General features: G+C 67.6%; 13 protein-coding genes. 3 read left to right on the top strand and 10 right to left on the bottom strand.

Features of this window, described 5'->3' with window-relative positions:
• Positions 1-17 precede the first annotated feature (17 nt).
• From aroC to E3T25_RS00510, 9 genes are all read right to left on the bottom strand, one after another.
• On the bottom strand, positions 18-1,223 hold the full coding sequence (gene aroC, locus E3T25_RS00550; protein WP_104171053.1) for a chorismate synthase: 1,206 nt from the start codon (positions 1,221-1,223) through the stop codon (positions 18-20).
• A gap of 5 nt (positions 1,224-1,228) precedes the next feature.
• Positions 1,229-2,134 (bottom strand): shikimate dehydrogenase family protein, encoded by a 906-nt coding sequence (locus E3T25_RS00545; protein ID WP_104100502.1) that lies wholly within the window; start codon positions 2,132-2,134, stop codon positions 1,229-1,231.
• Positions 2,127-3,368, bottom strand: coding sequence for an endolytic transglycosylase MltG (gene mltG / locus E3T25_RS00540; RefSeq protein ID WP_134371527.1), 1,242 nt, complete (start codon positions 3,366-3,368; stop codon positions 2,127-2,129). The genes E3T25_RS00545 and mltG overlap by 8 nt, the downstream gene beginning before the upstream one ends.
• On the bottom strand, positions 3,365-3,889 hold the full coding sequence (gene ruvX / locus E3T25_RS00535) for a Holliday junction resolvase RuvX (RefSeq protein WP_174720173.1): 525 nt from the start codon (positions 3,887-3,889) through the stop codon (positions 3,365-3,367). The genes mltG and ruvX overlap by 4 nt, the downstream gene beginning before the upstream one ends.
• Before the next feature lie 3 nt (positions 3,890-3,892).
• Positions 3,893-6,547: an alanine--tRNA ligase gene (alaS, locus tag E3T25_RS00530; protein WP_134371525.1), complete on the bottom strand. Its 2,655-nt coding sequence runs from the start codon at positions 6,545-6,547 to the stop codon at positions 3,893-3,895.
• Between the two features lie 72 nt (positions 6,548-6,619).
• Positions 6,620-6,850, bottom strand: a complete 231-nt coding sequence (locus E3T25_RS00525) for a hypothetical protein (protein WP_104100499.1) — start codon at positions 6,848-6,850, stop codon at positions 6,620-6,622.
• A 131-nt stretch (positions 6,851-6,981) separates the two neighbouring features.
• Positions 6,982-7,359 (bottom strand): DUF948 domain-containing protein, encoded by a 378-nt coding sequence (locus E3T25_RS00520; protein WP_104100498.1) that lies wholly within the window; start codon positions 7,357-7,359, stop codon positions 6,982-6,984.
• A gap of 134 nt (positions 7,360-7,493) precedes the next feature.
• Complete coding sequence (gene rpsD / locus E3T25_RS00515; RefSeq protein ID WP_104100497.1) at positions 7,494-8,123, bottom strand: 30S ribosomal protein S4; 630 nt, start codon at positions 8,121-8,123, stop codon at positions 7,494-7,496.
• Positions 8,124-8,340: 217 nt separating this feature from the next.
• The gene (locus E3T25_RS00510) at positions 8,341-9,681 is read right to left on the bottom strand and encodes a replication-associated recombination protein A (protein WP_104100496.1); all 1,341 of its coding nucleotides are present in this window, start codon (positions 9,679-9,681) and stop codon (positions 8,341-8,343) included.
• A 268-nt stretch (positions 9,682-9,949) separates the two neighbouring features.
• Between E3T25_RS00510 and E3T25_RS00505 the strand changes: the two genes are divergently transcribed.
• The 3 genes from E3T25_RS00505 (at position 9,950) to E3T25_RS00495 (ending at position 12,663) form a co-directional block, all read left to right on the top strand.
• Complete coding sequence (locus tag E3T25_RS00505) at positions 9,950-10,657, top strand: peptidylprolyl isomerase (protein ID WP_241980492.1); 708 nt, start codon at positions 9,950-9,952, stop codon at positions 10,655-10,657.
• An 89-nt stretch (positions 10,658-10,746) separates the two neighbouring features.
• The gene (locus tag E3T25_RS00500) at positions 10,747-11,979 is read left to right on the top strand and encodes a DUF349 domain-containing protein (protein ID WP_134371523.1); all 1,233 of its coding nucleotides are present in this window, start codon (positions 10,747-10,749) and stop codon (positions 11,977-11,979) included.
• A gap of 105 nt (positions 11,980-12,084) precedes the next feature.
• On the top strand, positions 12,085-12,663 hold the full coding sequence (locus tag E3T25_RS00495) for a hypothetical protein (RefSeq protein ID WP_134371521.1): 579 nt from the start codon (positions 12,085-12,087) through the stop codon (positions 12,661-12,663).
• A 38-nt stretch (positions 12,664-12,701) separates the two neighbouring features.
• Here the strand turns inward: E3T25_RS00495 and E3T25_RS00490 are convergent, their stop codons facing one another.
• A complete protein-coding gene (locus E3T25_RS00490; RefSeq protein ID WP_104100492.1) occupies positions 12,702-14,975 on the bottom strand; it encodes a RelA/SpoT family protein in 2,274 nt (757 codons plus the stop codon).
• Positions 14,976-14,989 lie beyond the last annotated feature (14 nt).

Raw genomic sequence — 14,989 nt, 5'->3', positions numbered from 1 at the left:
GTGATTCTCCGGCGCCTCTAAAGGGAAGCGTCGCTGGACGCGCCCGTCTGGAGATTCGCCGGCATTCCGGCCAGGTAGGAATCCAGGTTGCGGCGCGTCTCCACGATGGAGTCACCACCGAACTTCTCCAGGACCGAGTTGGCCAGCACCAGAGCGACCATGGCTTCCGCGACCACGCCGGCGGCCGGAACGGCACAGACATCCGACCGCTGGTGGTGCGCGGGGGCAGCCTCGCTCGTGGCCACGTCAACCGTGCGGAGGGCGCGCGGGATCGTGGAGATGGGCTTCATGCCGGCGCGCACGCGCAACACGGTTCCGGTGCTCATGCCGCCTTCGGTGCCGCCGGCCCGGTCGCTGACCCGCTGGATGCGACCGTCGGCCTGCACAAGCTCGTCGTGCGCCTCCGAGCCGCGCCGGGTGGTGGTCAGGAAACCGTCCCCGACCTCGACCCCCTTGATGGCCTGGATGCCCATCAGCGCGGCCGCCAGCTGCGAATCGAGGCGGCGATCCCAGTGCACGAACGAACCGAGTCCGGGAGGAAGGTTGTAGGCCAGCACCTCGACGACCCCGCCGAGGGTGTCGCCCTCCTTGTGGGCCAGGTCGACCTCGGCCACCATCCGGGCGGAGGTGACGGCGTCGAAGCAGCGCAGCGGGTCGGCGTCGAGGGCGTCGACGTCGCCGGGTAGCGGTAGCGGGGCGTCGACGGGCACGCGAACCGGCCCGATCGACAGGGTGTGGCTGACCAGGGTGATGCCGAGCTCGGCCAGGAACGACCGGGCGACGGCGCCGAGCGCGACGCGTGCCGCGGTCTCCCGGGCGCTGGCGCGCTCCAGTACCGGGCGGGCCTCGCCGAAGCCGTACTTCTGCATGCCGACCAGATCGGCGTGGCCGGGCCGGGGACGGGTCAGGGGGGCGCCGCGTCCGCGCGCGGACGTGGTCTCCACCGGTGCGGGACTCATCACCTCGGCCCACTTGGGCCATTCAGTGTTGCCGATCCGCAGGGCAACCGGTCCGCCCATGGTGAGGCCGTGGCGCACGCCGCCCGAGATGTTCAGTTCGTCCTGCTCGAACTTCTGGCGCGCGCCTCGGCCGTAGCCGAGTTTGCGGCGTGCCAAGTCGAGGCGGATCGCATCTAGAGTAACCGGGATTCCAGCGGGCAAACCCTCGACAATGGCGATGAGTTCGGGGCCGTGGGACTCTCCGGCGGTGAGCCAACGAAGCATGACCACTATCCTGTCACAGCCTTCCCGGTCAGGGCGCCGCGCATGGCGTGCAGCACCACGTCCTCATTCGGGAGCGGCTCGAACGGGTTGCCGGAGACGAAGATGCGCACCTGGATCAGGGCCTGGTGCAGCAGCATCCCCTCTCCGGACACCGCGGTGCCGCCCACCGACGACCAGGACCGGGCGAGGGCGCTGGGCCAGGGGGAATAGCTGACGTCGAACAGGAGCGCCTGCCGGCGCAGCCCGGCGGGAAACTCGGCGCCCGGGTCGCTGCCCCCGGGCAGGGTGCTGATCACCAGCTCGCTGACGCGGGCAGGGTCGGGCAGGTCGGTGAGCGGGTATACCCGTACCACGACCCCGAGGCTCTGCCCCAGTTCGACCAGATCGGCCGCCTTCGCCGGGGTACGCACGAGCACGTCGACCAGCTCCGCGCCCAGCTCAGCCGCGGCGACCAGGGCGGATGCCGCGGTGGCGCCGGCGCCGAGCAGGCACACGTGCACCGCGCGGCGAACTCCGGCTTCGGCAAGGGCACGCACCAGGCCGGTGACGTCCGTGTTGAAACCCTGCAACGTTCGCCTGCCGTCGGCTTCACCGAACAGCACCGTGTTGACGGAGCCGGTCTGAGCGGCGACCCGGTCGATGCCGTCGAGCTGCGCCTGGACCTCGTGCTTGAGGGGCATCGTGAGGGAGAGGCCGCGCCAGTCTGCGCCCCGGGACGCGAGGAAGTCCGGCAGTCCGCCCGCCGGCACCCGCACGGCGTCGTAGCGCCAGTCCAGGCCGAGCGCCTGGTACGCGGCCCGGTGCAGTGCCGGGGAGAGGGAATGCTCGACGGGCGAGCCCAGCACCGCGAGACGGCGCACGCGGGCAGAGTCACGGGCGGGGGCTGGCACGGATGCTTCGGGCTCAACCATATTCGGGGTGCTCGTCCATCCAGGCCAGCCATTTGTTCACGGCGGCGTCGTGCTCCGCGATCGTGGTGGAGAAGATCGTCTCCCCCGTGTCGAGGTTCCAGGACACGAAGTACAGCCAGGTGCCGTCGGCGGGGTTCACGGCGGCGTCGATCGCGATGTCGCCGGGGTTCGAGATCGGCCCCACGGGAAGCCCGGGGTGCACATAGGTGTTGTAGGCGTTGGCGGCGTCGGCGCGTTCGGCATCCGTTGTCTTCACCCGGTCGGTCGCCCCGGTCCCGTAGGCCACGGTAGCGTCGGACTGCAGGAGCCCGCTCTGCCACTTTGCCGGGTCGAGCCGGTTCAGGAACACGCGCGAAACCTTGTAGAAATCCTCCGTGAGCCCCGCTTCGCGTTGGATCAGGGCCGCGACAACGATGGTCTTCCAGCGGTTCTCGGGCGCGACCTCGGCAGCGTCGAGAGCCTCGAACTGTCGGTCGACGAGCGTGCGGATGGCCTCGGGCGCCGTGGTCTCCGGGGGGAACGTGTAGGTGGCCGGGAACAGGAACCCCTCGAGGGTGGTTGCCTCGCCCGGCAGGCCGTAGGGCTCGACGTCGGCGGCCGCGGCCTCGAGATCGACCAAGGGAATGCTGGTGCCCTCGCTGATCAGCTGGAGCACCGAGGCAGTCGTGGTTCCCTCGGGTATCACCACGGTCTGTTCGAGCTTGTTTTCCGGGTCGAGCAGGGCGTCGAGGGCGGCACGGCCGCTCATCTTGCCGGCCAAACGATAGGCGCCGGGCTGGAAGACGGGTGCCGGGCTCTCCGCGCGGAGCACCTCGTAGAACGCGTCGTAGCTCTTCACCACGTCCTGGGCGAGGAGGGAGTTCGCGACGTCCTGACCGGTTTCACCGTCGTGGATCATCACGATGACCTCGTCGCCTCCGGCGCCGTCGTAGTCCGCCGGGCCCTGCACCATGCCGATCACGGTACCGATCGGCTCCTGGAGCAGGAGGGCGGCGGCACCGGCGAGTCCGGCCAGGATCAGGAAGACGATCAGGCAGCCCCAGGTGCCCCGGCGGCCCCTCTTCTGCGGCACCGGAGCGGAGTCCAGCAGGGCGCGACGACTGGACCGGGTGCCTTCGCCCCGTGACTCACGGATGGCCCGACGCGAACTGAGAGGGTCCGCCGGGTCGATGGGGCTTGTCGGGTCGCCCGGCTCGGCCGGGGCTCCGGTGCTGTCGGCGGGAGGCGGTGTCATCGTTGAGGCTGCCCTTCATTCGGTGCGGCAGCTGGCGGGGACCCGGCTGGAAACTGGTCGCGCACGAGATCGACGGCGGTGCCGGCGGGTGTGCCCAGGGTGCGTTCGGTGTCGAGGGCATGCTGGAGGATGATGACCGCGGCGACTTGGTCGATCACGGGTTTTTGGGTTTTGGCCTTCCGCCCCGCGGAGCGCAGGACCGACTGCGCCGCGACGGTGGAAAGGCGCTCATCGACCAGGCGAACCGGAACGGCCAGGGACCGGGCCAGCAGCTCGGCGAACCCCACCGCATCGTTGGTCGACGCCGTGCGGTTGCCGGAGAGCGCGAGCGGCAGCCCGACCACCACCTCAACGGCGTCGAGCTCGGCCACCACAGCCACGATCCGGGCCACGTCCAGGCTGCCGGAGTGGTCGCGGCCCACGGTCTCGACCGGGATTGCCAGCAGGCCGTGCGCGTCGCTGCGGGCCAGGCCGATCCGGGCTTTCCCGACGTCGACTCCCACCCGCACACCGTGACGCATGGTTCAGCCTGCTACGGCGGATCGAACGGCCGCGAGAGCGTTCGGGATGGCTGCTGCGTCGGTGCCGCCGCCCTGGGCGAGGTCGTCCTTGCCGCCGCCGCCGCCGCCGAGGATGCCGGCGACCTGCTTCGCCAGGGCTCCCGCACGCTGGCCGGCCTCCCGGGCCGCGGGGTTGGTGGCCACGATGACGACGGGCTTGTCGGCGACCACGGCCGCGAGGGCTACGACCGCCGGCGTGCTGCCGAGCTGCGTGCGGGTGGCCGTGACCAGCATCCGCAGGTCGTCAGCGGAGCCCAGCGTGCCGACCTGCTCGGCCACGACATTGACGGAACCGGCCAGCTTTGCCGAGGCGACGAGGGCCGGCACCCTGTCGGAGAGGGCCCGCGCCTCGAACGCGGCGATCTTCTTCTCGGCGGCCTTGAGGCTCTGCACGAGCTCGTTGATGCGCTCTGGCAACTGCTCCCGCGGCGTCTTCAGGTGTGAGGTCAGCTGGGAGACGAGGGCGCGCTCGGTGGCCAGGTCGCGGAAGGCCTCGAGGCCGACCAACGACTCCACCCGGCGGTTCGTGGAACCGACAGAACCCTCGCTGACAAGGTTGATCATGCCGATCTCGGCGCTGGAGGCGACGTGGGTTCCCGCGCAGAGTTCGCGAGACCAGGGGCCGCCGATATCGACGACGCGCACTCGGTCGCCGTACTTCTCGCTGAACAGGGCCATCGCGCCGAGCGCCTTCGCCTCGGCCAGGGGCAGCTCCCGGGTGAGCACGGGCAGGTTGTCCCGGATGGCGTTGTTGGAGATCTCTTCGATCTCGCTTCGGGTCGCCGGGGACAGTGCCTGGTTCCAGGAGAAGTCGAGGCGGAAGAAGCCGGCCTTGTTGTACGAGCCGGACTGGTGGGCGTTCGGGCCGAGCACCTGGCGGAGGGCGGCATGCAGCACGTGTGTGCCGGAGTGCGCCTGTCGGGCACCGCGGCGCCAGTCGGGGTCGACGACGCTGGTGGCGGAGTCCCCGACGCCGACTTCGCCGGTCCGCACCTGAACCTTGTGACTGATCAGGCCCTTGACGGGCTTCTGCACGTCGAGCACCTCGAGCTCGTAGCCGGTGCCCACGATCAAACCGGCATCGGCCTCCTGGCCGCCGGACTCCGCGTACAGGGCCGTCTCGGCGAGGATCACCTCGGCGATGTCACCGGAGACGGCGCGGTCGACGGAGAGACCGTTGACGATGATCCCAAGCACGCTGGATTCGGTCTGCAGAGCGTCGTAGCCCGTGAAGACGGTCTCCCCCGCCGCGCGGAATGCGCTGTAGACCGACAGGTCGGCGAGGTGCGTCTTCTTGGCCTTGGCGTCGGCCTTGGCCATCGCGCGCTGCTTGGCCATCAGCGTGTCGAAGGCCTCGCGGTTGACGCTGAGCCCGGCCTCCTCGGCCATCTCGAGGGTGATCTCGATCGGGAAGCCGTAGGTGTCATGCAGGAGGAACGCGGTGTCGCCCGGCAGAACGACCTTGTCGGCCTTCTTGGTCTTCGCGACGGCGAGGTCGAGCACGGCGCTGCCACTGGCGAGGGTGCGTAGGAAGGTCTCCTCTTCGGCATACGCGGCCTGGCTGATGCGGGCGTAGTCCGCCTTGATCTCGGGGTACGCGCCGGCCATGGCGTCGCGCGAGGCCGGAAACAATTCGGGAAAGGTCGCGGCGTCGACGCCGAGGAGGCGCATGGCGCGCACGCTGCGGCGCATCAGGCGGCGCAGGATGTACCCGCGGCCCTCGTTGGACGGCATCACTCCGTCGCTCATCAGCATCAGGGACGACCGCACATGGTCGGCGACGATGCGCATCCGCACGTCGTCGTCGTGGACGGCCCCGTAGCGGCGACCGGACAGTTCCGCGGCCCGGTCGAGGACCGGGCGCACCTGGTCGATCTCGTACATGTTCTGAACGCCCTGTTTGAGGAAGGCGACACGTTCGAGCCCCATGCCGGTGTCGATGTTCTTCTTCGGCAGGTCGCCGAGGATGACAAAGTCGTTCTTGCTGGTGCCCTCGCCGCGGAGGTACTGCATGAAGACGAGGTTCCAGATTTCGACGTACCGGTCGTCGTCGGTGGCCGGGCCGCCGTCGATGCCGTAGGCCGGGCCGCGGTCGAAGAAGATCTCGGAGCAGGGTCCGGCGGGCCCGGGCTGACCGGTCGACCAGTAGTTGGAGTCCATGCCGAGACGCTGGATGCGGTGCTCGGGCAGGCCGAGGGCGCGCCAGTACCGAAAGGCCTCGTCGTCGTCCTCGTAGACGGTGACCCAGAGGTCCTTCTCGGCGAAGCCGTAGCCGCCGTCGGCATCCGAGCTGGTGAGTAGCTCCCAGGCGTAACCGATCGCCTGTTCCTTGAAGTAGTCGCCGAACGAGAAGTTGCCGTTCATCTGGAAGAAGGTGCCGTGACGCGGGGTCTTGCCGACCTCTTCGATGTCGTTGGTGCGGATGCATTTCTGAACACTCGTCGCTCGCGGGTAGGGGGGCGGCACGAGACCGGTCAAATACGGTACGAACGGAACCATCCCGGCCACCGTGAACAGGAGTGTGGGGTCGTCGCTGACAAGCGAAGCGGAGGGGACGACGGTGTGACCGCGATCGGCAAAGAAGTCGAGCCAGCGCCCGCGAATTTCAGCAGTCTGCATTAGTTCCGTAGTTCGTTGTAGTGGAAAAGATATGGATGATACCTACCTGGCGAGCACGTACTTGGCGAGTACTTACTTGGCAAGTTTTTCGATCGTGATTTCGGTCTCCGACTCGATGTCGCCGATGGCATCCCGCAGCTCGGCCTCACGCTTGCGGTAGCCGTCCGAGATGGCCTCACCGAATTCGCGCGCCTTGGTGTCCAGATCGGCGAAGAATTGCTTCCCCTGACGCGTCTTGCCGGCTTCGCGGGCGATGAGCAGCCCCGTGGTGACACCGACGACAAACCAGATGAAATTCTTCATAGCAATGCTCCCTGAATATGTGTGGAGACCCTGAAAAGTGGTGAAAAGGTCGGTTCACGGCGGTTGAACGTCTGGAACGACCGTCTGACCGGCGAATCCCTGACGGGTCGGCTCCGTTCCAGAGTACCCGACTACCTGTGGCGGCGGCGGCGGGTGCCGCCCGGGCGGGCAGCCCCCAGCGCCGCGCGAACCCCCGCGGAGAAGCCGGCCAGTTTGACCAGCGGGCCGCCGACGGTCGCCGCGACGAGGGCGACCAGGGCGGAGACGTTGCCCGTGACATCCGCCACGTTCGAGGTGATGGTGTCCACCCGGGCCAACTGCGCGTTGGTCTCCTGAATGGTCTTGGTGGATTCCTCGAGCAGTGGGGTGACGGTGTGGGTCAGGTCGCGGATGGCCACGGTCGTCTCGTCGAAGACGCGGCCGAGCTTGACCAGGGGCAGGGCCAGGAACCCAACCAACATCAGGAAGGCAGCGGCGAACACGAGCCCGACAATATCTCCACCAGACATTGACCAACCATCCATTCCAGATTCGACATTCACGAGCTTGGTGCGCGTACGCAAAGAGCGGACCACCCCAGGGTGATCCGCTCTCCAGCGTAGTTCAGTTGCAGCGCCTGACGGCGGTGCGGGTGAAAAGGAGCCTAGCGGGCCGCGTAGTACTCGACGACGAGCTGGACTTCACAGGTCACGGGGATTTCGATGCGCTTCGGGCGGCGCACGAGGCGGGCCTGCAGCTTGTCGATCTCGACCTCGAGGTAGGCGGGGAGCTTGGGCAGAACGTCGACGTGACCGCCGGCGGCTGCGACCTGGAACGGCTCCATGGCCTCGCTCTTGGGCTTGACGTGGATGAGCTGTCCCGGCTTCACGCGGAAGGAGGGACGGTCGACCAGCTGGCCGTCGATCAGGATGTGACGGTGCACGATCATCTGACGGGCCTGGGCGGTGGTGCGGGCGATCGCGGAGCGAACGAGAAGAGCGTCGAGACGGGTCTCGAGGATCTCGACGAGGTTCTCACCGGTCAGTCCCTGGGCGCGGCGAGCTTCCTCGAACGCGATCTTGAGCTGGGCTTCGCGGATGCCGTACTGAGCGCGTAAGCGCTGCTTTTCGCGGAGGCGGACAGCGTAGTCGGAGTCGGTCTTGCGCTTGGTGCGACCGTGCTCGCCCGGGGCGTACGGACGCTTCTCCAGATAGCGCGCGGCCTTCGGGGTCAGGGCGATGCCCAGGGCCCGCGAGAGGCGGGTCTTACTGCGGGTACGTGACTTGGTAGACACGGTGTCCTTTCGATGGAACTGCAAACAAGGGGAAACCAGGGCGGCGGCCGCGCGATGAGACAGCACGGCTCAACGTCATGGGAGTTCAGAGGGGTGGTGCCACGGGACGCCCGGCTACAGGGCGAGACCATCAAATCCGGAATCGGACGCAGCCGCATGCCGATTCCATTTGTAGGCAGCGATCAGGTTAGCACATCGGGTTGTTCGGCCGTTCCGCTCAGCGGGCACGGATGATCTTGCGCAACTTGGCGAGGCGGGCCGAGACCTCGCGCTCGTGGCCATGCTCGGTGGGCTCGTAATAGCGCACCTCGGCGAGCTCGTCCGGCGGGTACTGCTGGGCCAGCACGCCGAGGGCGTCGTCGTGGGGATACTTGTAGCCCTTGCCGTGGCCGAGGCGTTTGGCGCCTGGGTAGTGCGCATCCCGCAACGGTTTGGGCACCCGGCCGGTCTTGCCGTTCCGCACGTCGGCGATCGCCGCATCCAGGGCCATGTAGGCCGCGTTGGACTTGGGTGCGGTGGCCAGGTGCACGACGGCCTGGGCGAGCGGGATGCGGCCCTCGGGCATGCCGATGTATTGCACGGCGTCGGCGGCGGCGATGGCGATCACCAGCGCCTGGGGGTCGGCCATGCCGATGTCTTCGGAGGCCAGCACGATGATGCGGCGGCAGATGAACCGGGGATCTTCGCCGGCCTCGATCATGCGCGCGAGATAGTGGAGGGACGCGTCGACATCCGAGCCGCGTACCGATTTGATGAAGGCGCTGATGACGTCGTAGTGCTCGTCGCCGTTGCGATCGTAGCGCAGAAGCGCACGGTCGACAGCGAGGGCGACCACCTCGGTGGTGATGACCGGCTTCGCGTCGGACTCGGCGTCGACGGAGGACGCCGCCGCCACCGACCCAGCTTCCAGGGCGGTCAGCGCCCGTCGGGCGTCACCGGACGCGAGCCGGATGATCGCGGCCCTGGCTTCGGGGTCGAGCACGAACCGGTCGGCCAGGCCGCGCGGGTCGACCACGGCCCGGTCGACAACGACAGCGAGGTCGTCGTCGCTGAGCGTTTCGAGGGTGAGCAGTAGGGAGCGGGACAGCAGCGGCGAGATGACGGAGAAGGACGGGTTCTCGGTGGTGGCGGCCACGAGGATGATGACCCCGTTCTCCACCCCGGGCAGGAGAGCGTCCTGCTGCGCCTTGCTGAACCGGTGGATCTCGTCCAGGAAGAGCACGGTGGAGAGTCCGTAGAGGTCCCGGCTGGTGCGCGCCTCTTCCATTACCTGGCGCACGTCCCGCACTCCGGCCGACACGGCGGACAGCTCGACGAACCGGCGGCCCGAGCTGCGCGCGATGGCCTGGGCCAGGGTGGTCTTGCCGGTGCCGGGCGGGCCCCACAGGATGACGGAGATCGCGCCCTGCTCCCCTGTCTTGTCACTGGCCAGGCTGACCAGCGGGGAGCCCGGTGTGAGCAGATGCTTCTGACCGGCGACCTCCTCGAGGCTCGTCGGGCGCATCCGTACGGCGAGGGGTGTGGCCCCGCTGCGCAGTCCCGGTTGTGAATCCACCATGGGTCCAGCGTAGTTTGTGCCGGTGACCGGGCCGATCCTGAACCGGTGCTGCCCGGAGCGGATGTTTGTTTGCCCTCTCCGGGTTGCGTAGAGTTCAACATGGTTCGGGCGCCAGACGCTGGAGCCGTCCCCGTTCGATCGGGCCTTCCGATGGAGGCCGCCTGGAGGCTACGACGTGGTACCGAACAAGAAGCAAGAACGTGAAGCCCGCGAGGCGCGCGTGCGTGTACGCGCCTTTCAGGCCCGGCGTTCGGTGAATGCGCACCAAGTGAAGCGGCGACGGCGGGACAACCTCATCGCCGGCGTCAGCGTGGCCGTGGTCGTGGCGCTGGCCGTCGGCGCCCAGGTGCTGTTCTTCACCGGAGGCCCCGGCAGCCCGGCACCCTCCGTGGCCGACACCGCTTCCCCCTCCGCGTCGGCCGCACCGTCCGACAGCGCGAACAGCGGCGAGGTGCCGCCCAGCACCCTGGCGGAAGACCGCACCTGGACCGGCACGCTGGCCCTCAACGGCATTCCGCTCGAGATCGAGCTCGATGGAGCCCTCGCCCCTCAGGCGGTGTCCTCGACCATCAACCTGATCACCACCGGCTTCTACCAGGACGTGACCTGCCACCGGCTCACCGACGGCGGTTTCTTCGTGCTGCAGTGCGGGGACCCGACCGGAACGGGATCGGGTGGCCCCGGCTACAGTTATGGACCGATTGAAAACGCCCCGGCCGACGATGTGTACCCGGCCGGCACGCTGGCCATGGCCCGACAGGGCGGCAACGCCTACAGTATGGGCAGCCAGTTCTTCATCGTCTACGACGACACGACCATCCCCGCCGACGCGGTCGGCGGCTACACGGTGCTCGGCCGGGTGACCGATGGACTGGACGAAATCAAAGCGCAGATCACGGCTGCCGGCGTCGCCGACGGCTCTTCGGACGGCACCCCTCAGGTGCCGACCAGCATCACTCAGGTATCAGTTCAGTAGAACAGACGAACAGCGCGCGGGCTTGCAATAGGCTTGACCGGGTATTGGCTCACTTGTGAGCACACAACGACATCGATAAGGTGAGGCTCTTGACTACGACAGATCAGCAACCATGGGGTCGCGTAGACGAAACCGGCACGGTTTACGTGCGCGAAGCGACAGGCGAGCGCGCCGTGGGACAGTATCCCGACGCGACGCCGGAAGAGGCGCTTGCCTACTTCGAACGGAAATACGTTGAGCTCAACGGCCAAGTCACGCTTCTCGAACAGCGCGCCAAGGGTGGCGCACCTGCCGCAGATATCGCGAAATCCGTCAAACATCTGACCGAGGCTGTGGCGAACGCCAACGCGGTCGGCAACCTGGCAGCCCTGGCCACCCGCCTGGGTGCCCTCGGCGGCGCGGTGACCGAGCTCACCGAGCAGCAGGGCGCCGAAGCGAAGGCTGCAGCGACCGCCGCCGTCGCCGAGCGTGCCGCGATCGTCGCCGAGGCCGAGGCTCTCGCCGCCGAAGACCCGGCGAAGACGCAGTGGAAGCAGACCAGCGCTGCTCTGGAAGCCCTGTTCGCGAAATGGCAGGCCCACCAGCACGATGCTCCGCGCATTCCCAAGGGCGAGGCCAATGACCTCTGGAAGCGGTTCCGCGCGGCCCGCACCACGATCGAGCAGAACCGCAAGGCATTCTTCGCCGAGTTGGACAGCGCCCACAAGGACGTTCGCAACCGCAAGCAGCACCTGATCGAACAGGCCGAGGCTCTCGCCCCCAAGGGCGCCGATGGCATCCCGGGCTATCGCAATCTGCTCGACGAGTGGAAGCTCGCGGGTCGCAGCGGCAAGAAGCAGGACGACGCCATGTGGGCCAAGTTCAAGGCAGCCGGCGACGTGCTTTACTCGGTCAAGTCCGAAATCGACGCGCACGACGACGAGGAGTTCGCGGGAAACCTGACTCTTAAGGTCGAGCTGCTCACCGAAGCCGAACTTCTGCTGGCCGAGACGGACCGCGCCAAGGCGCGCAGCGTGCTGAGCTCCATCCAGCGCCGGTGGGACGCCATCGGCAAGGTTCCGCGCGACTCGGTCAAGTCCATCGAGGACCGCATGCGCAAGGTTGAGGCAGCCGTGCGCAAGCTCGACGACGACCACTGGAAGCGCAACAACCCGGAGACCAAGGCTCGCGCCGAGGGTCTGGCCGGTCAGCTGAACGATGCCATCGTCAAGCTCGAGGCCGAACTGGCCGCGGCGCAGGCCGGCGGGGATGCCGCGGCGATCACGGAAGCCACCGAGGCTCTCGAGACCCGCAAGGCGTGGCTGAAGGCCATCGGCCAGTAGCCCGGCCGTCCACAGCATGACCAGCGGGGATCTGTCCACAGATCCCTGCTTTTTGTGGGCGGGAGAACACACCCGGCGCACGCTGAGTCGATGAACCCACAATCGATGAACTCACGCCTTCCCGTGGTGCTCTCTGCCCAGGACCTGCCGCTTGCGGAGCTGTGCGGCGCCCGTCTCGACGGGGAACTCTTCACCCTGGGCGACTTTTGGTGCCCGGTCGACGAGGTCGATGACCGGGTGCGACGCGCCCGAGCCGTCGGGTTGCTGCTTGCGTCCCCAAGGGCCATCGCCGAGCGGATGACCGCTGCCTGGATCTACGGTCTGGCGCCGGAACCTCGCCGCCACCACTTCTGCGTGCAGAGTTCCGCCCGAATGAAACTGGTCCCGTCACCCCGAATGCAGATCCGCGAGGTGAGCTGCCCGTCCGACCAGCTTCAGGCGATCTCCGGCCTCCGGGTCACGCTGCCCCTGCGCACCGCCGTCGACCTCGTCCGCTGGCACGACGAGCCCACCGACGGTGTCCGGGTTGCCCTGATCGCCGCCCTGCTGCGCCTGGCCGGCTGCACCAGCACCGACCCGGCGAGTCGCCTATGCGCGGCACCCAACCTGCCGTTCAAGGCTCCGGCCCTCACCCGACTGCGAGAGGTGCAACGGTACCTCGACGAGCATCCGCGCCCCACCTGATGTCTCTACCGGGAGGCCAATGCGAGCTCAATGGCCGCTCAGCCCTCGTTGACGCGATAGACGTCATAAACGGCGTCGATACGGCGCACCGCATTGAGCACGCGATCGAGGTGCGTGGTGTCGCCCATCTCGAAGACGAACCGGCTGATCGCGAGTCGGTCGGAGGAGGTGTGCACCGTCGCCGACAGGATGTTGACGTGATGCTCCGACAGCACCCGGGTGACGTCGGAGAGCAGCCCGGAGCGGTCGAGAGCCTCGATCTGGATCTGCACCAGGAACAGGCTCTTGGAAGTGGGCGCCCAATCGACGTCGATCATGCGCTCGGGTTCCTTGAGCAGGGACTGCACGTTGCGACAGGATGCCTGGTGCACCGATACCCCAGCGCCGCGCGTGATAAACCCCACGACTTTGTCGCCCGGCACGGGAGTGCAGCACCGGGCAAGCTTCACCAGGATGTCGGGGGCGCCGCGCACGAGGATGCCCGAGTCGCTGTTGCGGAGCGTCTGGGTGCGGCCGTGGGGCGCGAACGGCAGGTCCGTGGCGTCGCTCTCCTCGACGCTCTGCAGGGTGGCAACCACCTTCTCCAGCACCGACTGCGTCGACACATGCCCCTCGCCGACGGCGGCGTACAGCGCAGAGACGTCTTCATACTTCATCACCGCGGCAACTTCGGCGAAGGAGTCCTGGTTCATCAGTTTCTGCAGCGGCAGGTTCTGCTTGCGCATAGCGCGTGCGATGGCGTCGCGGCCCTGCTCGATCGCCTCGTCGCGGCGCTCCTTGGTGAACCACTGGCGGATCTTGTTGCGAGCCCTGGGGCTCTTGACGAAGTTCAGCCAGTCCTTGCTCGGCCCGGAGTCGGGATTCTTCGACGTGAACACCTCGACGACGTCACCGGTGACGAGAGGGCTCTCCAGCGGGACGAGGCGCCCGTTGACCTTGGCGCCCATGGTGCGATGGCCGACCTCGGTGTGCACGGCGTAGGCGAAGTCGACCGGGGTGGCGTCGGCCGGCAGACCGATCACCCGGCCCTTGGGGGTGAAGACGTAGACCTCTTTGGCGCCGATCTCGTAGCGCAGCGAGTCGAGGAACTCTCCCGGGTCGGCCGTTTCGGCCTGCCAGTCGGAGATGTGGGCGAGCCAAGCCATGTCGGTGTCGCTCTGCGGGCCCGGACCGGAACTCTTGCCGGTGGTCTGCTCCTTGTACTTCCAGTGCGAGGCCACGCCGAATTCGGCGCGCTGGTGCATTTCCTGGGTGCGGATCTGGATCTCCACGGCGCGCCCGCTCGGGCCGAGAACCGTGGTGTGCAGCGACTGGTACAGGTTGAATTTGGGGGTGGCGATGTAGTCCTTGAACCGGCCGGGAAGCGGCGTCCACCGGGCGTGGATTGCGCCGAGAACCGCGTAGCAGTCCCGCACCGAGTTGACGAGAACTCGAATGCCGACCAGGTCGTAGATGTCGTCGAACTCGCGCCCGCGCACGACCATCTTCTGGTAGATCGAATAGTACTGCTTGGGCCGGCCGGCGACCTTGCCCCGGATGCGGGCGGCCTTCAGGTCGTCGACGATCGAGTCGATGACGTGCTGAACGAACTCTTCGCGCTGCGGAGTGCGCTGCTTGACAAGACTGTCGATCTCGGCGTAGAGCTTGGGGTACAGCACCGCGAACGAGAGGTCTTCGAGCTCCCACTTGATGGCCTGGATGCCCAGGCGATGCGCGAGCGGCGCGTAAATCTCCAGCGTCTCGGTCGCCTTCCGAACCGCGGACTCGGCAGGCACGAATCCCCACGTGCGCGCGTTGTGCAGCCGGTCGGCGAGCTTGATGATCAGCACACGAATGTCCTTAGACATCGCCACGATCATCTTGCGCACGGTCTCGGCCTGGGTGCTGTCGCCGTACTTGACCTTGTCCAGCTTGGTGACGCCGTCGACCAGCATGGTGATCTCGTCGCCGAAATCGTGCCTCAGCTGGTCGAGAGTGTACTCGGTGTCCTCCACGGTGTCGTGCAGCAGTGCCGCCGAGACGGTCTTGGGGCCGATGCCCAGATCCGCCAGGATCTGCGCGACCGCGACCGGATGTGTGACGTACGGCTCTCCGCTGCGGCGAAACTGGCCCTCATGCGCCTGCTCCGCGGTGACGTAGGCCCGCTCGATGATCGAGAGGTCCACCTTGGGATGGTGCATCCGCACGGTCTTCAGCAGCGTATCGACCGCGCCGACCGGTTGGGCCCGGGAAAAGATCCGAGGCACGAGGCGCCGCAAGGATGCCGGCGGGAGCGGAGCCGGGTAGGCAGGAGGAGTCGTCAGTTCAGTCATCTGGCCACCTCCAT

Origin of the sequence: Cryobacterium sandaracinum (genome assembly GCF_004403415.1) — a bacterium.
Classification (GTDB): domain Bacteria; phylum Actinomycetota; class Actinomycetes; order Actinomycetales; family Microbacteriaceae; genus Cryobacterium; species Cryobacterium sandaracinum.
Note: the sequence above shows the minus strand (reverse complement) of the source record. Positions and strands in the feature narration are given on the sequence as shown.